22 protein-coding genes are annotated in these 21,688 nt (G+C 68.0%); 11 read left to right on the top strand and 11 right to left on the bottom strand.

What is annotated here, in order from left to right:
* Positions 1–31: 31 nt before the first annotated feature.
* From ACIQTX_RS16815 to ACIQTX_RS16805, 3 genes are all read right to left on the bottom strand, one after another.
* Positions 32–298: a glutaredoxin domain-containing protein gene (locus ACIQTX_RS16815; RefSeq protein ID WP_028502126.1), complete on the bottom strand. Its 267-nt coding sequence runs from the start codon at positions 296–298 to the stop codon at positions 32–34.
* 132 nt (positions 299–430) lie between these two features.
* The gene (locus ACIQTX_RS16810; RefSeq protein WP_402975571.1) at positions 431–772 is read right to left on the bottom strand and encodes a hypothetical protein; all 342 of its coding nucleotides are present in this window, start codon (positions 770–772) and stop codon (positions 431–433) included.
* Between the two features lie 124 nt (positions 773–896).
* Positions 897–1,637 carry an SDR family oxidoreductase gene (locus ACIQTX_RS16805; protein ID WP_402974218.1) on the bottom strand — a complete coding sequence of 247 codons (741 nt, stop codon included), beginning with the start codon at positions 1,635–1,637 and terminating at the stop codon, positions 897–899.
* Positions 1,638–1,787: 150 nt separating this feature from the next.
* Between ACIQTX_RS16805 and ACIQTX_RS16800 the strand changes: the two genes are divergently transcribed.
* On the top strand, positions 1,788–3,137 hold the full coding sequence (locus ACIQTX_RS16800; protein WP_402974215.1) for a M20/M25/M40 family metallo-hydrolase: 1,350 nt from the start codon (positions 1,788–1,790) through the stop codon (positions 3,135–3,137).
* A gap of 55 nt (positions 3,138–3,192) precedes the next feature.
* Positions 3,193–4,653 (top strand): MFS transporter, encoded by a 1,461-nt coding sequence (locus tag ACIQTX_RS16795; protein WP_402974212.1) that lies wholly within the window; start codon positions 3,193–3,195, stop codon positions 4,651–4,653.
* A 3-nt stretch (positions 4,654–4,656) separates the two neighbouring features.
* On the opposite strand, the gene ACIQTX_RS16790 is transcribed toward ACIQTX_RS16795, so the two are convergent.
* The 5 genes from ACIQTX_RS16790 to ACIQTX_RS16770 all read right to left on the bottom strand — a co-directional run bounded on the left by ACIQTX_RS16790 (position 4,657) and on the right by ACIQTX_RS16770 (position 8,599).
* Positions 4,657–5,487 (bottom strand): acyl-CoA thioester hydrolase/BAAT C-terminal domain-containing protein, encoded by an 831-nt coding sequence (locus ACIQTX_RS16790; RefSeq protein ID WP_402974209.1) that lies wholly within the window; start codon positions 5,485–5,487, stop codon positions 4,657–4,659.
* Complete coding sequence (locus ACIQTX_RS16785; RefSeq protein ID WP_258131470.1) at positions 5,484–5,741, bottom strand: hypothetical protein; 258 nt, start codon at positions 5,739–5,741, stop codon at positions 5,484–5,486. Before ACIQTX_RS16785 ends, ACIQTX_RS16790 begins: the two co-directional genes overlap by 4 nt.
* Before the next feature lie 208 nt (positions 5,742–5,949).
* Positions 5,950–7,119, bottom strand: a complete 1,170-nt coding sequence (locus ACIQTX_RS16780; RefSeq protein ID WP_402974206.1) for an RtcB family protein — start codon at positions 7,117–7,119, stop codon at positions 5,950–5,952.
* Between the two features lie 274 nt (positions 7,120–7,393).
* Complete coding sequence (locus ACIQTX_RS16775; protein ID WP_402974203.1) at positions 7,394–7,798, bottom strand: VOC family protein; 405 nt, start codon at positions 7,796–7,798, stop codon at positions 7,394–7,396.
* 33 nt (positions 7,799–7,831) lie between these two features.
* Positions 7,832–8,599, bottom strand: a complete 768-nt coding sequence (locus tag ACIQTX_RS16770) for a siderophore-interacting protein (protein WP_105527780.1) — start codon at positions 8,597–8,599, stop codon at positions 7,832–7,834.
* A 101-nt stretch (positions 8,600–8,700) separates the two neighbouring features.
* On the opposite strand from ACIQTX_RS16770, the gene ACIQTX_RS16765 reads away from it, so the two are divergent.
* From ACIQTX_RS16765 to ACIQTX_RS16750, 4 genes are read left to right on the top strand one after another with little or no spacing between them, the layout of a single operon-like run.
* Positions 8,701–9,696, top strand: a complete 996-nt coding sequence (locus tag ACIQTX_RS16765) for a siderophore ABC transporter substrate-binding protein (RefSeq protein ID WP_402974200.1) — start codon at positions 8,701–8,703, stop codon at positions 9,694–9,696.
* A 48-nt stretch (positions 9,697–9,744) separates the two neighbouring features.
* Positions 9,745–10,731, top strand: a complete 987-nt coding sequence (locus tag ACIQTX_RS16760) for an ABC transporter permease (RefSeq protein ID WP_402974197.1) — start codon at positions 9,745–9,747, stop codon at positions 10,729–10,731.
* 4 nt (positions 10,732–10,735) lie between these two features.
* Positions 10,736–11,764, top strand: coding sequence for an iron chelate uptake ABC transporter family permease subunit (locus ACIQTX_RS16755; RefSeq protein WP_402974194.1), 1,029 nt, complete (start codon positions 10,736–10,738; stop codon positions 11,762–11,764).
* Complete coding sequence (locus ACIQTX_RS16750) at positions 11,761–12,516, top strand: ABC transporter ATP-binding protein (protein ID WP_402974191.1); 756 nt, start codon at positions 11,761–11,763, stop codon at positions 12,514–12,516. Before ACIQTX_RS16755 ends, ACIQTX_RS16750 begins: the two co-directional genes overlap by 4 nt.
* 12 nt (positions 12,517–12,528) lie before the next feature.
* On the opposite strand, the gene ACIQTX_RS16745 is transcribed toward ACIQTX_RS16750, so the two are convergent.
* From ACIQTX_RS16745 to ACIQTX_RS16735, 3 genes are read right to left on the bottom strand one after another with little or no spacing between them, the layout of a single operon-like run.
* Positions 12,529–12,726 carry a hypothetical protein gene (locus ACIQTX_RS16745; protein WP_028502140.1) on the bottom strand — a complete coding sequence of 66 codons (198 nt, stop codon included), beginning with the start codon at positions 12,724–12,726 and terminating at the stop codon, positions 12,529–12,531.
* A 20-nt stretch (positions 12,727–12,746) separates the two neighbouring features.
* Positions 12,747–13,706, bottom strand: a complete 960-nt coding sequence (locus tag ACIQTX_RS16740) for a DNA-3-methyladenine glycosylase family protein (protein WP_402974188.1) — start codon at positions 13,704–13,706, stop codon at positions 12,747–12,749.
* 43 nt (positions 13,707–13,749) lie between these two features.
* Complete coding sequence (locus ACIQTX_RS16735; protein WP_028502142.1) at positions 13,750–14,457, bottom strand: winged helix-turn-helix domain-containing protein; 708 nt, start codon at positions 14,455–14,457, stop codon at positions 13,750–13,752.
* A gap of 331 nt (positions 14,458–14,788) precedes the next feature.
* Between ACIQTX_RS16735 and ACIQTX_RS16730 the strand changes: the two genes are divergently transcribed.
* The 5 genes from ACIQTX_RS16730 (at position 14,789) to ACIQTX_RS16710 (ending at position 21,663) form a co-directional block, all read left to right on the top strand.
* A complete protein-coding gene (locus ACIQTX_RS16730; protein WP_402974185.1) occupies positions 14,789–15,097 on the top strand; it encodes a GNAT family N-acetyltransferase in 309 nt (102 codons plus the stop codon).
* A gap of 52 nt (positions 15,098–15,149) precedes the next feature.
* The gene (locus tag ACIQTX_RS16725; protein ID WP_028502144.1) at positions 15,150–15,632 is read left to right on the top strand and encodes a DIP1984 family protein; all 483 of its coding nucleotides are present in this window, start codon (positions 15,150–15,152) and stop codon (positions 15,630–15,632) included.
* A 309-nt stretch (positions 15,633–15,941) separates the two neighbouring features.
* Positions 15,942–17,387 (top strand): DHA2 family efflux MFS transporter permease subunit, encoded by a 1,446-nt coding sequence (locus tag ACIQTX_RS16720; protein ID WP_028502145.1) that lies wholly within the window; start codon positions 15,942–15,944, stop codon positions 17,385–17,387.
* A gap of 112 nt (positions 17,388–17,499) precedes the next feature.
* Positions 17,500–18,669: an exonuclease SbcCD subunit D gene (locus ACIQTX_RS16715; protein ID WP_402974181.1), complete on the top strand. Its 1,170-nt coding sequence runs from the start codon at positions 17,500–17,502 to the stop codon at positions 18,667–18,669.
* A complete protein-coding gene (locus tag ACIQTX_RS16710) occupies positions 18,670–21,663 on the top strand; it encodes an AAA family ATPase (RefSeq protein ID WP_402974178.1) in 2,994 nt (997 codons plus the stop codon).
* The last annotated feature ends 25 nt before the right edge of the window (positions 21,664–21,688 follow it).

The raw sequence follows: 21,688 nt of genomic DNA, 5'->3' as shown, positions 1-21,688 counted from the left end.
TCGAGAGCGGCGGCGAAGCCAGGCGGAAGGGTCAGACCGGGAGAGCTTTGACCGCGGCGGTGAGCACCTGGGGGACAGTCGGCACCCCGGTGGCGCGAAAAACCTCGGCTCCGGCGGAATCGCGGATGATCACGGTCGGCGTGAACCCGATGTCGAGCTTCTCGGCGGCATCCGGATCCTGTGCGACGTCGATCTCGGTGACCGTCGCATCGGGGAGGAATCGCACGGCCTCGGCGAGCACTGCCCGTGTGCGTGCGCAGGCGCCGCAGAACGACGATGACACCAGGGTCAACTCCATGCGCGCCTCCTCGGGCGCCCGTCGCGCCACCACAGTTGCAACCTGCAACCGGTTCGTGGTGTTCCCGTGAGACGGCGGAGGTGGGCTCAGACGACGGGACGCCGTACGCCCGGTCGGATCCGCCTCAGGAGGTCATCCACGGTCTAGGCCGAAGGTGTGCTTCACAAGGGCGCGCACGTCGCGGTCGAGACCTTCGATGCGGGTCTCCACGGCGTCGATGCGAGTGTTCACCGCGACGAATCGTGCATCGACCGCTTCGAAGCGCGCGTCGACGGCCTCGAATCGCGCGACCATCTCGGCGCGCAGCCCGCCGATCTGAGCGCCGATCCCCGTGCTCATCCCGTCGATCTCTGACCTCACGCCGCCGATCTCGGCCCGCAACACCCGGATGAACAGGGTCGAGACGACCGTGACCATCCCGAACATCAGCGCGATGACTGCGCCGATCATGGCCCAGATCTGCGGCTCGGTCATGGTGATCACGCTCTCATTCTCGTCGGATGATCTCATCCTGCCAAGACCGCGAACCAGTATGCGGCGAGCGGGGAGAAACCTGTCTCGGAGCAATATGTGGAGGGGGACTGGAGCGCGGGCAACGCTAGCGCGCGGCGAGCCATTCGGTGAAGCTCTGACGCCCGAGATCTGCGTCGGGACCGGGGAGAGCGTGCCCCGCTCTCATGCCGGCCATCTGCGGCCCCGGCACGTTGATTCTCGGTATCCATCCGCGGAATCCCGTCCGCCGCGCGAACGCGCGCACCATGTCAGACAACTGCTCTTCCCTGGGGCCGGCGAGGTCACGCACGCGTCCCTGCGGATCGGCGGCGGCGAGTGCTGCGAGACGCTCGCCCACTTCGCTCGCGGCCACGGGCTGTGTACGCGCGTTCGGGGCGACGTGCACGGGTCCCAGTTTCGCGCGTTCGAACATCTGCCCCGCGAACTCATGGAACTGCGTGGCCCGCAGGATCGTCCACGGCACGCGCGATGCTTCGACGATCTTCTCCTGGGCGATCTTGCCGGCGTAGTAGTCGTAGGGAATACGGTCGATCCCGACGATCGACAGCAGCACGACATGTCCGACCCCCGCATTCGCGGCCGCTGAGATGAGGTTCCCGGTCGCGGCGGTGAAGAACTCGATGGCCGCGCTCGCCTTGAGGGTCTCGATGCTCGCGACGTCGATCACGGCGTCGGCGCCGGCCAGGGCATAGTCCAGACCCTTTCCGGTCACCAGGTCGACTCCCTGCGATCGGCTGAGGACGACCGCGTCGTGCCCGACTGCGCGCACCGCCTCGACGGTGTGCCGACCGACGGTCCCGGTTCCTCCTGCGACGGCGATCCTCATGTGTGTTCTCCTTCGTCCTCGTACATCCTTCTCCTAGTTCGGCGATGCAGGTGACCGAATCGTGAAGTATCGGCCGAAAGAGGGCGATGCGCTCACCCGTTGCACGATCCGGACAGGCTCACGCAGTGGACGTGATCCCTGCTGGGTACGATGGCGACTGTGACCACATCGACCGTGCGCCCGGGCATCGCCGAGCGGCTTTCGCAGATGATCCGGATCCCGACGGTCTCGGCCGAGCTCGACGAACGCGGCTCGGCTCCGTTCGAGGAGTTCGTCGCGTTGATCGCCGAGCTCTACCCGTTGACGCACGAGAAGCTGCGCCTCGAACGGCACACCGACTTCGGGCTGCTGTTCCATTGGCAGGGGAGTGGCCCGGCATCCGATGAACCCGTCGTGCTGATGGCGCACTACGACGTCGTCCCCGTCGACGAGAGCGACGCCTGGACCCATCCGCCCTTCGCCGGGGTGATCGCCGACGGCTCGGTGTACGGGCGCGGGGCCCTCGACGACAAGGGCCCACTGATCGTGGTCCTCGAAGCGGTCGAGAATCTGCTCGTGGACGGCTTCATCCCTCCCCGTGACGTGTACCTCTCCTTCGGCGGCAACGAGGAGACCTACGGCCGCGCAGCCGAGGAGATCGCTCGGGTGCTGCGCGAACGCGGCATCGTCCCCTGGCTCGTGATCGATGAGGGCGGGGCCGTCGTCGACGCACCCCTGCCCTTCGTTCCTGGTCGTGCGGCGATGATCGGTGTCGGCGAGAAGGGTGTGATGACGCTCCGGCTGTCCGCGCGTGGTGAGGGCGGGCACGCGTCCGCGCCGCCGTCGCTGACCGCTGTCCGGCGCATCGCCAGGGCCGTGGATCGGCTGGGGCCGACCATGTTCCGCCCCCGCGCCTCGAAGGCGATCCTCCGGATGCTGTCCCAGCTGGCCGCGCAGACGCCCGGACCCGCTCGTCATCTGCTGCGTCTTCTCGGGTCGACGCCTCTGCTGACGGCACAGGTCTTCGCCGCACTCGGCGGCGAGCCGGCGGCCCTCGTGCGCACCACCGTCGCCCCGACCATGCAGTCCGGTGGCACCGCGGCGAACGTGCTGCCGTCGCAGGCATCCGCCACCGTCAACCTGCGCATCGCGCTCGGGGAGACGACGCAGCAGACGGTGTTCCGGGTGCGCCGCCGCATCCGCGATCCGCTCGTCACCGTGGAGGTCGTCGAGGCGAGCGAGCCGTCGCCGGAATCGCCGACCGACAACGCGCAGTTCGCCCTGCTCGCGGCGGCACTCGACGTCTCGTATCCCGGCGTCCCTGCCGTGCCCTACGTGATGATGGCGGCCACCGATTCTCGGCACTTCCACCGCTTCTCTCCGGCCGTGTACCGCTTCGCGCCGTTGGACATGTCGAACGCGCAGCGCGCCTCGATCCACGGTGTGGATGAGAGCGTCGAGATCGCCGCCCTGGAGCGCGGGGAGCGATTCCATCGGGCGCTTCTCGAACGGCTAGGGTGATCTCACCCGCCTCCGGCCGTGCGCTGGAGGACCCGAACGAGAAGCAGGAGACGCGATGACGCGCACCCGCACGCTGGGCACCCTCGCCGCCGTCGTCGGCTTCCTCGCCTTCGTGGAATTCACGAGCGGCGTGCTGCAGGGGTACTACACCCCGATGCTCACCGACATCGCCCGTCACCTCGGGATCCACGACGCCGACGTGAACTGGCTCGAGGGCACGCAGCTGATGCTGTCGGCGCTCGTCGTCCCGGCGTTCGCGAAGCTCGGCGACATGGTCGGGCACAAGCGGATGCTGCTGATCTCGACCGCGGTCACCGCAGCGGCCGCCCTGGTGCTGCCTTTCACGGATTCGTTCCCCGTCTTCCTCGCAGCGTGGGCGCTGATGGGCTTCTACGTGGTCTGGCTTCCGCTGGAGATCGCGTTGATCTGGTCGCGCTCGCGTCGGATGGAGGGCCGTTCCACGATCACCGCCAAGGCGGCAGGTCTCCTCGTCGCCGCCCTCGAAGGCGGAGCGATCATCGGCGCGCTCGTCGGTGGTGCCCTCATCGATGTCCTCCCGCTCACGGTCGTGCTGCTGATCCCGGCCGTCCTGATCGTGGTGTGCTTTTTCGTGATCCTGTTCGGCGTCAAGGAGTCGCCTGAGCCGACGGGTGGCATCTTCGACACGGTCGGCCTCGTGCTCATCTCCCTCGCCCTCGTCTGCTTCACCGGTGGTCTCAGCCTGCTCCGCCTCGAGGGCGGTCTGATGAACCCGTGGTCCTGGGCGGTGGTGGTCCTCGGCGTCCTGCTGGTGATCCCGTTCGTGCTCTGGGAGCTCCGCTGCGATGACCCGCTGATCGACGTGCGCATGTTCCGCTCACCCGCGCTCGGCCCGGTGTTCCTCACGGCCGGACTCTTCGGAGTCAGCGTGCTCGGCGCGCAGGCCCCTCTGTCGACGTTCGCGCGTACCGATCCGACGGTCTACGGCTACGGTCTCGGTACGAGCGGCTTCGCGACCTCGCTGATCATCGGCGTCTATCTGATCGCCATGATCGCGGGTGCGCTGCTGTTCCCGACGATCGCGCGGTGGGCCACCCCACGTCTGACGCTGATGGGGGCGTCGGTGCTGGTCGGTGTCGGCTTCCTCCTGTTCCTCCCGTTCCACGACACCTACGCGCAGGTCATCACGAACATGGTGGTCGTGGGTCTCGGGTCCGGCGCGCTGGTCGCGGCGCTTCCCGCCGCAGCGGCATCCGCGGCTCCGGCGACACAGACCGGCGTCGCGACGGGGCTGACCAACTCGGTGAAGACCGTGGGTGGTGCGATCGCGTCGTGCGTGTTCGGCATCGCTCTCCTGCACGGGGTGGCGAGTACAGCGGGTGCGACCGAGGGGACCGCCGGTTCGCTCGCCGGCTACTTCACCGTGTGGATCGTCTGCGGCGTGACAGCGCTCGTCGCCGCGGTGATCCTCGTGTTCGTCCCGAAGACTGCGTTCACCGACCGGTCGGTCGAAACCGAGGCCGCGCCGGCGCTCTGAGAGTCACTCGCGCAGCTCGAGCACCCTCAGGATCTCGGGCCAGGCGAGCGCGCCGAGTGCAGCATCGGCCGATGGGGTGCCTCCTCGCGCCATGGCGACACCGCCGCTGGTGGCAGATTCGCCGGGCAGAGTCATCCGGTGTCCGGCGGTCGGGTGGGTGACGACGATCGTCCGTCGCCCGTGAATCGTACGGCGCCGTGCGATCTCCGAGGCGAATCTGTCACTCGGCCATACGCGGTCATCGCCTCCGGCGACCAGGACGACGTCACCGGAGATCCTCTCGGCGCGGATCGCTGCCGCGGCGGCGCCGTCCGGGTCGCGATCGAGGCTCGATGCGTACAGTGATCGGTACTCGGGCGGCTCGGTCAACGGCGACCAGGTGGGATCGAACGGCACGGCGGGGAGTGGAACACCCTGGTGGGTCCAGTGCGACGACCAGTTTCCGTCTGCGATCCCCGCCCAGACCACGGATGACGGAGCTACCGCCACAGTCGCATCGACCGGGTGAAGGGATGCCGTCACCAGGGCCGCCTCAGCTCCGAAGGATGTCCCGAAGACCGCGACGCGGTCGGCGTCGGCGCGCAGCAGATCCAGCTGGTCGATGAACGTCTCGATCGGCACCTCGTGCGGGGCAGGGCGCTGGCCGACGCCGCCGAACCAGCGGATGGCACGGACGCGGGCGCCGCGCCGCGCCAGCAGCTCCGCCCGTTCGGTCTCCACGCGCCCGCTGGAGCCGGCGAGGAGCAGGACGGCTGTGCCGCAGGCGACTTCGGGGAAGGCGTCATGCGAGTCGGCCCGGTCGATCGAGGTTCTGCGGCCAGGCGCCGCCATCATTCCCGATCGAGCCCGAACGTGCGCTTCACAATGGCCTGCACGTCGCGGTCGAGACCGTCGATGCGGGTGTTCACGGCGTCGAAGCGCGCGTTCATCTCAGTGCGCAGGCCGCCGATCTGTCCGTTCATCTCGGTGCGAAGTCCGCCGATCTCGCTGCGGACGATCCGCACGAACAGGGTCGAGACGACCGTGAGCGTGCTGAACATCAGTACCGTGAAAGACCCGATCATGGTCCAGATCTGCGCGTCATTCATGAATCCCACTCCCTCATCGTCGCATCGATCAGGCGAGCCTGCCAGAGCGCGCGAGACGAAGATATCGGTTGCGCAGGAGATGGGGACAACACGTTTTCGCGCATCCCGGGGGAGGAGAAGTCACCCCCATCCCTGCGGGTTGTGCAGGAACTCGAGCCGCACATCGAGAACAGCACCGGGCGGCGGGGACTCCGCCGCCCGGTCCTGTTCAATCGCCCTTCACGTTCACGAGCTGCCGCAGCGTGTGCCGGATCGACACGAGGCTCGCGGCATCCGCCATCACCTGGTCGATCGGCTTGTACGCCTGCGGGATCTCGTCGATGAAGGCAGCGGTGTCACGGAACTCGATGCCCGTCATCGCCTCCCGCAGCTCATCGTGCGTGAACGTCTTCCGCGCCGCCGACCGGGAGTACTCCCGTCCGGCGCCGTGCGGTGAAGAGTTCAGCGACTGCGGGTCGCCGAGTCCCTCCACCACGTACGAGGCGGTTCCCATCGATCCGGGGATGAGCCCCGGCCGACCGGCATCCGCCTGGATGGCGCCCTTCCGCGACACCCACACCTGCTTGCCGTAGTGCTTCTCCGATTCGGTGAAGTTGTGGTGGCAGTTGATGCGCTCCTGCTCGTCGACAGTGCTGCCGAGGAACTCGGACACCTGACGGATCACCCGATCCATCATCTCCTCCCGGTTCAGCAGGGCGAAGTGCTGGGCCCACCGCAGCTCCCGGATGTACCGGGTGAATTCCGGTGTGCCCTCGACCAGGTACGCCAGGTCGGGGTCGGGGAGGTCGATCCACCACTGCTTGCATAGCCGCTGCGCGACCGAGATGTGCTTCATGGCGATCTTGTTGCCGACTCCTCGCGAGCCCGAGTGCAGGAACAGCCAGACCCGGTCGAGCTCGTCGACCGACACCTCGATGAAGTGGTTGCCCGAGCCGAGCGTGCCCAGCTGAAGGCGCCAGTTCCCGGCGTACTGCGCTGGGTCGAAGCCGTTCTTCTCGGCGAGTGCTTCGAGCTCAGCGATGCGCGGCTCGGCGGTCGCGACGACCTTGTTGTTGTACCGACCGGCCGACAGCGGGATGGCGCGCTCGATCTGCTCCCGGAGCTCAGCGAGGTCGCGACCTTCGAGGTCGCTCCTCGTGAACCGGGTGCGGACGGCGATCATGCCGCAGCCGATGTCAACGCCGACGGCCGCGGGGATGATCGCGCCGAGCGTCGGGATGACCGAGCCGACCGTCGCCCCCTTGCCGAGATGTGCATCCGGCATCAGCGCCAGGTGCGGGTGGATGAACGGCATGCGGGCCGTGGTGTACGCCTGAGCGAGTGTCTTCTCGTCGATCAGCGATGCCCACGACAGCAGCCGTGTGGAGAGCCTCTCCATGATTCCTTTCCTTGTGGTGGTGTCCAGCCACAGGTCAGGGGAGTCTCCAACGGAAAACGCCCCGGACCTGTCGGTACGGGGCGTTGCGAGAGCGGATGCTGTCACACGGCGCGTGCCGGCGGGTACGACTCGTAGCGGTCATTGCGCTTCTGCTGAAGCTGCAACACCGCTGCGATGGGAAGGTTCCGCTGCGCGGTCATCCGTCGACTCCTCGGCTGGTGTGCTGCGCCGATCGGCACAGCTTTGCAACCCTAGGGGGCGACACGCCCGGGAGTCAAGCCGTCTCGCGGGGCGGGTTGTACATGAACTCGACCCGGATGCCGTCGGTGTCCTCGACGAACGAGGCGTAGTAGCGCTCCGAGTAGCGCGGGTACTCCTTGGGCTCGCGGACGGCAGTCCACCCGGCCTCGACCGCGACCGCGTGCAGGTGCTCGACCTGCTCGCGTGTGGGCACCGCGAAGGCGATGTGCTGCCAGCCGATGCGACCGTGACGGTGCGGGGTGGAGTCCTCATCCCAGGTGTAGAGGATGATCTCGGTCTCGTCGCCGTTGTTCCACGAGATCGAATGGTCGTTCGCGCCACCGCTCCGATACCCGAGAGCGGTGAGGACGGGGTGAAACTGCGCCCGTCCGCGCTCGAGGTCGTCGACGGTGATGCCCAGGTGGTCGAGAAGTGCCATGTGCCGAGTCTTCCAGCAACGGCTGACGTCGCACTAGTGCGGGGCGTGGTACTCGGCTTCGCCGCGCTTCCAGTAGCCCTTCACGACCGCGTTCGCAGTGTCGACGCCCCATCGCTCGAGCAGTGCTCGGCCCGGCTTGACGATCGACTGCTCGGCGGCGATGAAGACGAACGGGTCGGCCCCCACGGTGTCCTCGGCGCTCAGCCCTTCAAGGAATGCGATGAGGGCGGAGCCGGAGGGAGCCTCGCCGCGATGCAGCCACTCGACGTCCACCGGAGTCTCGATCTCGAACTCGCGCCCCTGGTTCACGGTCTCGATCACGATGCGGGCGGGGATGCCGTCGGGGATGAGTGCCGCGAAGCGGCGGATCGCGGGGATGGCCGTCTCGTCGCCGACCAGCAGCCAAGACCCGGGCTCGCCCACCAGCACCGCTGATCCGCGAGGGCCGCCGACGCCGATCGTGGATCCGAGGGGAGCGGTCGCCGCCCAAGGGGCCGCGACGCCCTGGTCTCCGTGCACCGCGAACTCGACATCGAGCCAGTCCTCGCCCCAGGCGAGCGGGGTGTACTCACGGCTCGGCGAGGCGCGCAGCTCCTCGACCGAGTTCGTGGGGCCTGCGGGGAAGAACAGACGCATGTGGTCGTCAGAGCCGAGGGAATCGAAGCCGGCGAGGTCGGAGCCTGTCAGGCGCACGCGTACGAAGTCTGGGGCCAGCCATTCGCGGGCGCTCAGTGTGACATTGCGGAAGCGCAGCTCGAGGCCGCGACGCTCGATCGAGAAACCGGATTTCGTATCGCTCATGAAGTAAGGCTAACCTAAATGCAGGAGGGAAGGTCACCCTAACTTCGCCGTTCCCGCACCCGCAGAGTGTGCACACAGCCCCGCAGAACAGGAGTCTCTCCATGTCCGTGCCCAGAACCCTCACCGCCACGAGCGTCGCTCTCGTCGGCCTCCTCGCCCTCGCCGGCTGCGCGTCCGGCAGCACGGCTGAACCGGAGAAGACCGAACCCGCAGCAGCATCCGTCACGATCGAGGACAACACCGGCACGCACGAGATCGCGACCCCTCCGACATCTGTCGTCGCCCTCGACAACCGCACGTTCCAGACGCTCTCCGACTGGGGCGTCGAGCTCTCGGCCGGCGCCGTGGCGCTCATGCCGGAGACCGTGTCGTACGTGAAGGATGACGCGATCGTCGACATCGGGCTCCACAGCGAGCCCGACCTCGAAGCAGTGGTCGCCGTGGAGCCGGACCTCATCATCAGCGGCCAGCGGTTCACACAGCACAACACCGCGATCGCCGACCTCGTGCCGGACGCCACGATCATCGACCTCGAGCCGCGCGATGGCGAGCCCTTCGATGACGAGCTCAAGCGTCAGGTCACCGTGCTCGGCGAGATCTTCGGCAAGCAGGACGAGGCGAAGAAGCTCGTCGACGACTTCGATGCCGCCGTCGAGCGCGCCAAGGCAGCGTATGACGACGCCGACACCGTCATGGCCGTGAACACCTCGGGCGGAGCCATCGGCTACCTCGCGCCGACCGTCGGACGCTCGCTCGGCCCGATCTACGACATTCTCGGCCTCACCCCGGCGCTCGAGGTAGACGAAGCGACCGACGACCACCAGGGTGACGACATCTCAGTCGAGGCGATCGCGGCCTCGAACCCCGACTGGGTCCTGGTGCTCGACCGCGACGCCGTGTTCGCCGCCGATACCCCCGACTACGTGCAGGCAGCCGAGATCCTCGAGAACTCCGAGGCGCTGGCCGGTGTCACCGCCGTGAAGGAGAAGCAGATCGTCTACATGCCCACCGACACCTACCTGAACGAGGGCATTCAGACGTACACGACGTTCCTCAACGACTTCGCCGACGCCCTCGAGACGAGCGCGAAGAACTGACATCGTGCGGCGGCATCCGGATGATCCGGGTGCCGCCGCATCGCCATCATGGTCTCCACCGACATCACCCAGCCGCCCCGCTACGCCGGGCGGCTCTTCGACATGAAACTGCTCATCGGCGTGCTCGTCGTCGCCGCGCTGCTCGTGATCTCGCTCTTCACGGGTGTGTACGACGTCACCGGGGCGGAAGACGGCGCGCAGATGTTCCAGATCACGCGCATACCCCGCACGATCGCGCTCGTGCTCGCCGGCGCCTCGATGGCGATGGCCGGTCTCGTGATGCAGCTGCTCACCCAGAACCGCTTCGTCGAGCCGACCACCACCGGCACCACCGAATGGGCGGGGCTCGGGCTGCTCCTGGTCATGATCCTCGTGCCGCAGCCGTCGCTCCCTCTGCGGATGGCGGGCGCCGTGGTCGCGGCCTTCATCGGCACGATGGTGTTCTTCGCGTTCCTCCGCCGCGTCGCCCTCAAATCGTCGCTCATCGTGCCGATCGTCGGGATCATGCTCGGGGCAGTGGTCGGTGCGCTGTCGACATACCTCGCCCTGGCCACCAACTCGCTGCAGATCCTGGGGGTCTGGTTCGCCGGCAGCTTCACATCGGTCATGCGTGGGCAGTACGAGATGCTCTGGATCGTGGCGCTCATCGGCGTGATCGTCTTCGTCGTCGCCGACCGACTGACGATCGCAGGACCGGGGGAGGAGATCGCCACCAACGTCGGCGTGAACTACAACCGCATCATCCTGCTGGGCACAGTGCTCATCGCCGTCACCACGGGAGTCGTGACGGTGGTCGTCGGAAACCTCCCGTTCCTCGGGTTGATCGTGCCGAACATCGTCTCGATGGTGCGCGGCGACGATCTGCGCAGCAACCTGCCGTGGGTGTGCCTGCTCGGCATCGCGATCGTCACCGTCTGCGACATCATCGGCCGCACGATCATCATGCCGTTCGAGGTGCCGGTGTCGCTTATCCTCGGGGTCGTCGGCGCCGTGGTGTTCGTGCTCCTCCTACTCAGGCAGCGTCGACGTGGCTAGCGGGGTGAGCGGCGTGGCAGTTCCGGTTTCGACACGATCCGCGGGGGCGTTCACGACCCCGCGTGCGCGTGGGCGCTACTTCGTCGTGCTCGGCATCCTCGTCGTCCTCTCCGTCGTCTCCGGCTTCGGCCTGCTGGCGTGGGCGAATCCGATGCCGGTCGGCTCGACGGGGTTCTGGCGCATCGCTCAGCACCGCGCGACCGACGTCACCGTGATGGCGCTCGTCGCGGTCGCCCAGGCCGTCGCCACGGTGAGCTTTCAGACCGTCACCAACAACCGCATCATCACGCCCTCGATCATGGGCTTCGAATCGCTGTACCGGGTCGTGCAGACCTCGACCGTGTACCTGTTCGGGGTCGCCGGAATCGTGGCGATCCAAGGCATCGGACAGTTCGCGATCCAGGTGGCGATCATGGTCGCCCTCGCGGTGGCGCTGTACGGGTGGCTGCTCTCGGGGCGCTACGGCAACCTGCAGATCATGCTCCTGGTCGGCATCGTGATCGGCGGCGGTCTCGGGGCGATCGCCACATTCATGCAGCGGCTGCTCACCCCGAGCGAGTTCGACGTGCTGGCCGCGCGTCTGTTCGGCAACGTCTCGAACGCCGACCCTTCCTACCTGCCGCTGGCGATCCCGCTCGTAGTGGCGGCATCCGCGCTGCTGTGGCTGCGCTCCCGGCGACTCAACCTGATGGCGCTCGGCCCCGACGCCGCCCGCTCGCTCGGCGTCGACCACCGTAGGGAGTTGTTCATCGTGCTGTTCCTCCTCGCCGTGCTGATGGCGACTTCGACGGCGCTGGTGGGACCGATGACATTCCTCGGCTTTCTGGTGGCGACACTCGCGTACCAGTTCGCCGACACGTACGACCACCGGCTGATCTTCCCCGTCGCGGTGCTCACCGCCTTCACGATCCTCGCCGGCGCGTACTTCGTGATGAAGAACGTGTTCTACGCGCAGGGGATGGTGTCGATCCTGATCGAGCTCGTCGGCGGCACCGTGTTCCTCATCGTCATCCTCAGAAAGGGCAGGCTGTGATCGCACTCGAAGGCGTCCGCCGGGACTACAGCAGCGAGGTCGCGATCGGCCCGGTCGACCTCGAGATACCCGCCGGCGGGATCACCGCGCTGATCGGTCCGAACGGCGCGGGCAAGTCCACGCTGCTCACGATGATCGGCCGCCTGAGCGGGATGGATGCCGGTGCCATCGAGATCGCGGGACTCGACGTGGCCTCGACCAAGTCGAAGGATCTGGCGAAGGTCGTGTCCATCCTTCGCCAGGAGAACCACTTCGTCACCCGCCTCACCGTGCGCCAGCTCGTCGGCTTCGGACGCTTCCCGCATTCGAAGGGCAGGCTGAACAGGTCCGACGAGGAGATCATCAGTCGGGCGATCGACTTCCTCGAGCTCGGCGCCTTGGAGAGCCGTTATCTGGACGAGCTCTCCGGCGGGCAGCGCCAGCGCGCGTATGTCGCCATGGTGCTCGCTCAGGACACCGAGTTCGTGCTGCTCGACGAGCCGCTGAACAACCTCGACATGCGGCACGCCGTGCAGATGATGAAGCACCTGCGACGGGCAGCGGAAGAGCTCGGACGGACGATCGTCATCGTGCTGCACGACATCAATTTCGCAGGTCACTACGCCGACCACATCTGCGCCATGAAGGACGGTGCGGTGGTGGAGTTCGGAACGCCCGCCACGATCATGACCGACGACGTGCTCACGCGGGTGTTCGAGACCCCGGTGCGCGTGGTCGATGGGCCGTCGGGGCCGCTCGCCGTCTACTACTGAGGGAGTCTTCGCTCAGAGCTCGATGCCGTGGTCTTCGTCGTTCACGCCGGCGTTGTTGCCGCGGCGCGATTCGTAGCCGAGGAACCAGCCCAGCCACACGATCGCGGCGAGGAGCACACCGAGCCAGACGTTCTGGAAGATCAGTCCGACAACGACTCCGACGATCAGCAGGCCGACGGTGACGAAGATACGCAGTGCGGTGCGGGACATGGCCCCCAGCATAGGCCGCGTCAGTGGTCGCGATGGTTCTCGGGGGCGAGACGAGGTCCGCGACGCGGTTCTTGCACCCCGCTGGCGAAGATGAGGCGGATGACGCGCTGCCGCTGGCCCGCCCACGGCGTGAGCAGTTCGATCATCCCGGCATCGTCGGTGCGCGTCCCCGTCAGCGCGAAGCCCACTTCGTGTGCGAGGTGGAAGTCGCCGACGCTGACCGCATCCGGATCACCGAGGGCGCGGATGCGGGTCTCAGCCGATGTCCACGCCCCCACGCCGGGAAGGCTCGTGAGGATGCGGTCGCGGTCGACCCCGGTGGCGGCCGCATGCACGGCACGCGCGATGCGGTCGCCGCGCTCGGCTGCGCGCACGATGGTGCGGGATTGCGGCGGTTCGACTCCGGCGCGGTGCCAGGCCCACGAGGGAATGCGGTACCACTGCTCGGGGGAGGGCGGCACGAACATCGGTCGCGGCGTCGGGCCGGGTGTGCGTTCGCCGAAGCGTGACACCAGCCATCGCCAGGCGCCGAAGGCCTGCATGCCGGTGACCTTCTGCTCGATGATCGCGCAGGCGAGCGCGTCGAAAACCTCGTCGGTGCGGGTGAGCCGCAGGCCGGGGTGACGTCGCGCGGATTCGGCGATGAGGGGATGCAGCGACGCGTCGAAGTCTCCGGCATCGTCGCGGGCACCGCAGAGTGCGGGCACGAGATCGAGTGCGAAGTCCGCTCCGGGGCCCCACGCGGTCGCGCGCACTTCGCCGCCGGTCATGCGCAGCGCAAGTGTCGTCGGTCCGGGGGGCGTGCGCATCGCGCGCCAGATGACGGCGCCGTCGATGACCATCGTCGGATCGGTGCGCCCGCGACGGAGCATGCCGACGGTGCGGCCGAGATCGAGCTCGTGCGGCGGGCGGTAGACGGTGTCGTGAGCGGGGGCCGTGCGAGCGGCGTCTGCCGCTTTCGAGTCCGCTGCCAGGGTCATGCGCCCACCCTACGCGCCGGTCCTGACACCGGCTCCCGACGGCTCAGAAGCGGTCGGGAGAGGGGGTGCCGTGACCGTAGCGGATGACGACGTCGGCGTGACGGTCGAATCGGTAGCCGATGCCGCGCACGGTGCGGACGATGTCCTCGTAGCGGCCGAGCTTGGCGCGGAGGCGACGCACGTGGACGTCGATCGTGCGCTCGCCGGGCGTCTCGTCGTCCTGCGCCTGCCAGAGCGCCGAGACCAGCTCGCTGCGCTCGATCGTGCGACCCTCGCGGAGCACGAGGTACTGCAGGAGCTCGAACTCCTTGTAGGTGAACGCGGCGGACTCGCCGTCGATCAGCACGCGCTTGCGGGAGATGTCGACGGTGACGCCGCTCTCCTCTTCGGTGATGTCCTCTTCAGCGGCGGCCTTGGTGCGCGCGATCGCACCCGGCTCCTGCAGCGCCAGTCGGACGACGTCGAGGTCGCGGCCTCCCGAGCCGTGAGGTGCGAGAGCGACCGTGGCGTGGGTCTCGGCGCCCGGAGCGAGCTCGGCGAGGGTGCGACGCAGGGCGTCGACGAGGAGGGGAAGGCTGACTCCGGCCTCGGCTGCCTTGATCTCGTCGAGTCCGACGTAGAGGGCGAAGCCGCGGGGAGAGCGGACGGCGGGGAGGTCGGCTCCGGCGGTGGCCAGCGGTGCTGCGCCCTCCGGCTGCGTGCGGATCGCGGCGGTGGTGGCGGGACGCTCGAGAAGTGCGGTGTTCGACATGATGATGAAGTCCTCAGGACGTGAGCCCGAATCGAGCGGGGCTCTGATGCGTTGCATGAATGACCGGCGGAGCCGGGAAGCGAGCAAGGGTGGATGCTCGGTGACACTGGCCTCGCAGATCGCGAGAAGTCAGGTCAGGCGGGGTGGCTGTTCGTTCAGCGACACATTCGGCAACACATGCCAACGCGACCGGGCATCATCATCCCGGCAGTCCTGTTCGCCTCCTGGGCGGACAAAGGGCTTGCGTTGGTGGTCATGGGGGGATTATGTCCGACCGTGACCCCTCATGTCAAAACGCCCCGGCGTCTCCAGCGGGCGTAACGTGGAGCGAATGACGATCTCGCACACTGTCGGCGGTTTCATCCTGACCGATGAGAAGGATGCGTCGCGCTACACGCTCATGCGCGACGGCAAGCTGGTGAGCGTCCTCGACTACCGCGACGACGGTCACACGATCGCGCTCACCAGAGCCTTCACGATCCCGACATTCCGCGGCAACGGCTATGCGGGGAAGGTCGTGGAGGGAGCAGTCGCCGACATCGAGGAGCGCGGCGACCGCAAGGTCGACGCCGTGTGCTGGTACGTGGTCGACTGGTTCTCCGCCCACCCCGAGAAATCCGCTCTGCTTCGCACACGCTGACTCTCCGGCGATGTGACGAAGTGTTACGGCCGCCGCCTGCCAGGATGAGGCCATGAAACTCGCCGAAGCCCTCACCGCACGCGCCGATCTGCAGCGCCGCATCGAGCAGCTGCGGGCGCGCATCGTCGCGAACGCCCGGTACCAGGAGGGTGAGGAACCGGCGGAGGATGCGGCCGCACTGATCGTCGAAGCGGATGCCGCGCTGACGCAGTTGCGCGACCTCATCCGGCGCATCAACGCCACGAACGCGCGTCTCGAACTGGGCGCCGACGGCACGATGACCGATGCCCTCGCCGCCCGCGACGTGCTGCGCCTGCGGCACTCGGTACTGACCGATGCCGCGGCCGCGGCATCCGGGGCGAACGACCAGTTCATGCGTCAGATGCGCTCGGAACTGCGGCAGGTCTCCGCACTTCCGGTCGCGCAGTTGCGCTCGAGGGCCGATGCCGTCGCGCAGGAGCTTCGTGAGCTCGACAACCGGATCCAGCAGGCGAACTGGTCGAACGACCTCGAGGAGGAGAGCGGAAGTCGGTAGTCACGACGAGGCGGGCACAACCCTCAGCCGGCGGGGCAAGCCGGCACCTGTTGGGCGGAGGGCAGCCCGGAAATCGCATCGCGCAGCCCCGCATGCCGCACAGGTGAAGGTGCACTGAGCATCTCGCATCACCGCGTGCCGATCATCGTGACGAGGGTGGGTCAGGGGACCTTCCGCATCCTCCTCGAGCAGCTGTGGCACAATGGAGGCCTGCTCAGCCCCGTCGGCTGAGGTGGTCAGGCGTCCACAAACGCACTGATCCGAGGCTCGAAACCTCCGGCATCCTCAACAGACACCGGAGGTTTTTCCATGTCGTCGTCCCTGCGCGCCCTTCCCCGATCCCGGTGGTGGGCACTCATCGTCCTCTCCCTCACGCAACTGGTCGTCGTCCTCGACGGCACGATCGTGAACATCGCGTTGCCACGCGCCCAGGCAGCCCTCGGGCTCACCGACGGGCAGCGCCAGTGGGTCGTCACGGCCTACGCTCTCGCATTCGGAGCACTGCTTCTGCTCGGCGGCCGCATCGCCGACTACGTCGGGCGTAAGCGCATCTTCATCGTCGGCATGATCGGCTTCGGTGCGGCGTCGCTCTACGGCGGACTCGCGCAGCAGGGATGGGAGCTGATCCTCGCCCGTGGGTTGCAGGGCGCGTTCGCCGCACTTCTCGCCCCCGCCGCACTCGCGTTGCTCACCGTCACGTTCCCCTCAGGTCGCGATCGGAACACCGCGTTCGCCGTCTTCGGAACCGTGGCCGGCACCGGCGCCGCGGTCGGACTGCTTCTCGGCGGCGTGCTCACGGAGTTCGCCGACTGGCGCTGGTGCCTGCTGGTGAACCTCTTCTTCGTCGCGATCGGCGTGATCGGGGGTGCGATCTTCCTGACTGAGAGCAAGGCGGAGGGCGACAACCGCTACGACTTCTGGGGAGCGATCTTCGTGACCCTCGGACTCGGCGCCCTGGTCTACGGCTTCAGCCTCGCTGAGAACGGGTGGGGTGATCCGTCGACGATCGCGTTCCTCGGCGCCGGAGTCGTGCTCCTCGCCGTGTTCGTGTGGGTGGAGAGTCGGGTGTCGCAGCCGCTGCTGCCGCTGCGTGTCGTGGCCGACCGGGTGCGAGGTGGAGCCTTCCTCATCCAGGGCGTCGCCGGCGCGATCATGATCGGATCGACGATCTATCTGACCTTCCACCTGCAGTTCGTGCTGGGCATGGGAGCGCTGCAGGCAGGCCTGGCGAGCCTCCCTCTGCCGATCGCGACCATGGTTCTGGCTCCGATCGCGACCAAGTTGCTGCCCGTGATCGGCCCGCGACCGCAGCTGATCGTCGGACCGCTGATCGCTGCGGTCGGGCTCTTCCTGCTCTCCGGCATCACCCCGGACGGTGCCTACTTCGTGCAGATCGCTCCCGGCCTGGTGCTCCTGGGCATCGGCATGGGGTTCGTCTTCATCCCGCTGCAGAACCTGGCGCTGGCACGCGTCGCTCCGCACGACGCCGGGGTGACGTCGGCGGTCGCGAACTCGGCGATGCAGATCGGCGGCTCGATCGGCCTGTCGGTGTTCACGGCGGTGTACGCGGCATCCGTCGGCGGTCATGCACAGGCTGACGTCTCGCCGCAGCAGCTCAGCGATGCCTATGGGCTGACCTTCATCGTGGGAGCGATCCTCATGATCGCGGCGTCGATCATCGCTGCAACCATGGTCCGCGGCACCAAGGAGGAGCTGCTTCCGGCGCAGAACGTTCCGGTTCTCGCCGCGCACTGAATCGGTGCCGCGGCAGCCGTTCCCGGAGGAAGGTCGGCAGATCGTCGGATCAGGAACGGATGCCGCGGCACGCCTCGGACGGAATGTCGGAGGGGGTTCGTACCGTGTGAGTATGCGGATCCTGCACACATCCGACTGGCACATCGGCCGGACGTTCCATGGCAACTCGACCATGGACGCCCTCGCCGAGGTGCTCGGGGCGCTCACCGAGCAGGTTCGCGAGAATGATGTCGATGTCGTGGTCGTCGCGGGCGACGTGTTCGACTCCGCGACCCCGTCGGGTGCCGCCTACACGCTCCTCGGTGATGCGCTGGTGGCTCTGCATGACACGGGTGCCCGCGTCATCGTGACGAGTGGCAACCACGATTCGGCCGCGCGACTCGGGTTCCAGGCTCGGCTGCTGCGCGAGGGCATCCACGTGCTGACCGACCCGCTCGCGGTCGGCGTGCCCGTGACGGTGTCGGATGCCGACGGCCCGGTGCACTTCTTCGGCATTCCCTATCTAGAGCCGGCGATCGTCCGTCAGCACTGGCCCGAGGGTGACAGCTCCGGGCGCCAGCTGCGCACTCAGGCGCAGACCATGGCTCACGCGATGGACCTGGTGCGCGCCGGCATCGAGCAGCACGCAGGGCGCTCGGTGGCGATCGCGCACTGCTTCGCCGCGGGTGTCGACGCCACCGCCGGACTCGAGCGTGAGGTGCGACAGGGAGGCCTCGACGTGGTGCCGCTGAGCGTCTTCGACGGGCCTGACTATGTGGCGCTCGGCCACATCCACGGGCGTCAACAGCTCAGCGATCGGGTTCGTTATGCGGGGTCGCCTCTGCACTACAGCTTCGGAGAGCAGCACAAGCCGCGTGGCTCCTGGCTCGTCGACATCGACCCCGCGGGGCTCGCCGCGGTCGAGTGGCTGGAGCTGCCTGTGCCGCGCCGCCTCGTCACCCTCACGGGGACCCTCGAAGAGCTGTTGTCCGCCGATCTCGTCGCCGAGCACGCGGAAGACTGGGTCTGCGCGATCTACACCGACGCGGTGCCGCAGACCGAGCCGATGCGCCGCCTTCGCGAGAACTACCCGCACTGCGCCATGGTGCAGCACCAGCCTGCGGTCGCAGCAGCAGCCGATGAAAGGTCGTATGTGCAGCGTCTGCGCGCCGCGGTCACCGACGCCGACCGCATCGAAGCCTTCCTCGAGCATGTGCGGGCGGGGCACGGGCCGACAGAGGCTGAGGCAGAGTTGATCCGCGCGGTGCTCGATGAGCGCGTGCGTGCCGAGGCGCTCGTCTAGATGCGTCTCCATCGCCTGGAGGTCGAAGGCTTCGGTCCCTTCCGGTCTCGGCAGACGGTCGATTTCGATGCCTTCGCCGATGACGGGATCTTCCTGATCGCAGGGCGCACCGGTGCGGGCAAGTCGAGCATCCTCGATGCGGTCTGCTTCGGGCTCTACGGGGGAGTGCCGCGTTACGACGGCGGCGAGAAGCGCCTTCGCAGCGACCACTGCGAACCCGACGACCCTTCCGAGGTGGTGGTCGAGTTCAGCACCCCGACCGGTCGTTTCCGTGTGACCCGGTCGCCTGAGTATCTGCGTCCGGCCAAGCGTGGCGGGGGGATGACGAAGCAGGCGTCGGCCGTCGCGCTCGACGAGTGGACGGATGCCGGCTGGATCGGGCGGGCCGCGCGAGCGGTCGACGTGGGAAACGAGCTCGACGAGATCCTGCAGCTCAGCCGCGAACAGTTCCTGCAGGTCATCCTGCTTGCGCAGAACCGCTTCTCGGAGTTCCTGCTCGCGGGAAGCCGTGACCGTCAGGTGCTGCTGCGTCGCCTGTTCGGTACCCAGCGATTCGAAGACGTGCAGGCGCGATTCGACGAGCATCGCCGGGCCGCGGAGCAGGCGCTCGGCTCCCGGCTGGCGGCAGTCGAAGCGCGTGTCGACGAGGCTGAGCGACTCGTGATCGCCGGTGGGCTGTCGGGAGAAGCGGAAGGCGAGGCTTCGGTACCGGCGGAGGGGCAGCCGGTGCCGTCATCGATCGACGACCGTCTCGAAGCCCTTCGGCGGGCGAAAGCGCGTGCCGAGTATCGCGCCGAGCGTCGCGCTTCGGAGCGGGCAGACGCGGAGAAGCGATCGGCGGATGCCGACGCAGTGCTCGCGGCGACCCGTGAGGAGCAGCGTGCGCAGCGCGAACGCGACCGTGCACGAGCGGCCCTCGCGCGCCTCGACGCGGAGATGCCGTTGATCGACGAGGCTCGCGCCGAGCTCGCAGCCGCCCGTGCGGCTGAGGTGCTGCGGGCGACGATCACCGCTGCTGCGCGAGCGCAGACCGCGCTTCTCGAAGCTTCTGCAGACGAGGATGCTGCGCGCGAAGCGTGGGAGGTGTTCCAGATCTCCGTCGACGGAGATCTCGCGGTCTGGGCCGCTGAGCGCACCAGGGAGAGCGGCTCCTGGGTTCGGGCGCGCGAGCTCGAGGAGAACGCGCCGACGCTCGACGCCGAACTGCGGTCTGCGGAGCAGTCCGTCGCCGCGGTGTCCGCACGCATCGAGGCCGGGGAAGCGGAGCGGGCATCCCTACCTGCGGCGACCGCCGCGCTGACGGCCGTGCGTGACGAGAGACGTCGCCTCGCCGACCGCGCCGATGACCTGAAGGTGGCGCGCGAGGCGGCTGAGGCTCGACGTGCTGCGGCGAGTGAGGGCGAGCGGTTGCACGCGGCGCAGACGTCGGCCGAGGTCGAGCTCGCCGCGGCCACCGCACGGCATGCCGCGGCGCAGACGACGCTCGCTCGACTGCGGCAGCGCCGAACAGACGGCATGGCCGGCGAGCTGGCTTCGACCTTGCGGGACGAGCACCCCTGCCCCGTCTGTGGATCTCTCGAGCATCCAGCTCCTGCCACGCATTCGGATCCGGTCTCGCCTGAAGACATCGATCACGCCGAAGAAGCCCGCGATGCGGCGGCGCAGCGAGAGCGGGAGCTCTCGTCGACCGCCTCGGCAGTGCGCGCCGAGCTCGCCGCCGTCACTGCTCGGGCCGATGGGCGCAGCGTCGAACAGGCGGAGCGCGAGTGCGCCGAGGCCACTGCGCTCCACGCCCGCAGCCTCGCGGCTGGCGAAGAACTCACAACCATCGATGCGCAGCTGGACGAACTCGTCGCCCGTATCGGCCGGCTCGATGCCGAGCGTTCCGATGACGCGACGGCTTTCGCCGACGCGCGGGAGAATCACGCGCTGCTGCGACAGCGGAGCATCGAGGCGCATTCGCTGATAGCCGAAGCCCGCGGCGGATTCGATACCGTCGCAGCACGACTCGCAGCCACCACGGCGAGGATCGCAGCGGCCGGTGCCCTCGCCGATGCGATCGCGGAGCGCACCCGCAGAATGAAGGTGCTCCTCGAGTCGGAGACCGAGCGTGATGCGGCACTCGCCGGTTCGGCCTTCGACGATGCGGCCGCCGTCGAACAGGCACTGCGAGATGTGGCGGCGCAGGAAGCGCTCGACTCGCGGATCTCGCAGCACGCCGTGCAGCGGGAGAAGGAACGGGCAGTCCTGTTCGATCTCGAACTTCGGACGCTGCCGGAAGACCCGATCGATCTCGCTCCCGCCGAGCAGGCCGCGGCTGCCGCCAGGGTGATCTGGACAGCCTCGGTCGACGAGGCGGCTCGGGCTGCCGGCGCCGCCGAGCGACTGGGAGGACTGATCGAGTCCGCCGCAGCAGAACAGGCTCGAACCGCCGGCGATGCCGCCGAGTTCGAAGTGCTGCAGAACCTTGCGGACACGATCGCGGGCCGGGGAGCGAACACCCGCAAGATGACGCTGGAGACCTTCGTCCTCGCTGCGGAGCTCGAAGAGATCGTGCAGGCTGCCAACCGCCGACTGCATGACATGTCGACCGGCCGCTATCAGCTGCAGCATTCCGACGCGCTCGCCGCTCGCGGTGCGGCGAGCGGTCTCGGCATCGTCGTGTCCGACGCCTTCACCGGGCAGACGCGGCCGCCGCAGTCACTCTCCGGAGGCGAGACATTCCTCACCTCCCTCGCCCTCGCCCTGGGCCTCGCCGAGGTCGTGACGGCGCGCGCGGGCGGTATCCGTCTCGACACGCTCTTCATCGACGAGGGCTTCGGCTCGCTCGACGGTGACACGCTCGACGTGGCCATGCGCACGCTCGATGAACTGCGGCAGGGCGGTCGTACGGTCGGCGTTATCAGCCACGTCGAAGCCATGCAGGAGCAGATCCCGGCTCAGCTCACCGTGCGAGCGCTGCCGAATGGGCCCAGCGTGATCGAGGCCCGCTGACGTCATGGGGAGGGCGGCGGGAGTG

Origin of the sequence: Microbacterium sp. NPDC090281, assembly GCF_044769635.1 — a bacterium.
Classification (GTDB): Bacteria; Actinomycetota; Actinomycetes; order Actinomycetales; family Microbacteriaceae; genus Microbacterium.
Note: the sequence above shows the minus strand (reverse complement) of the source record. Positions and strands in the feature narration are given on the sequence as shown.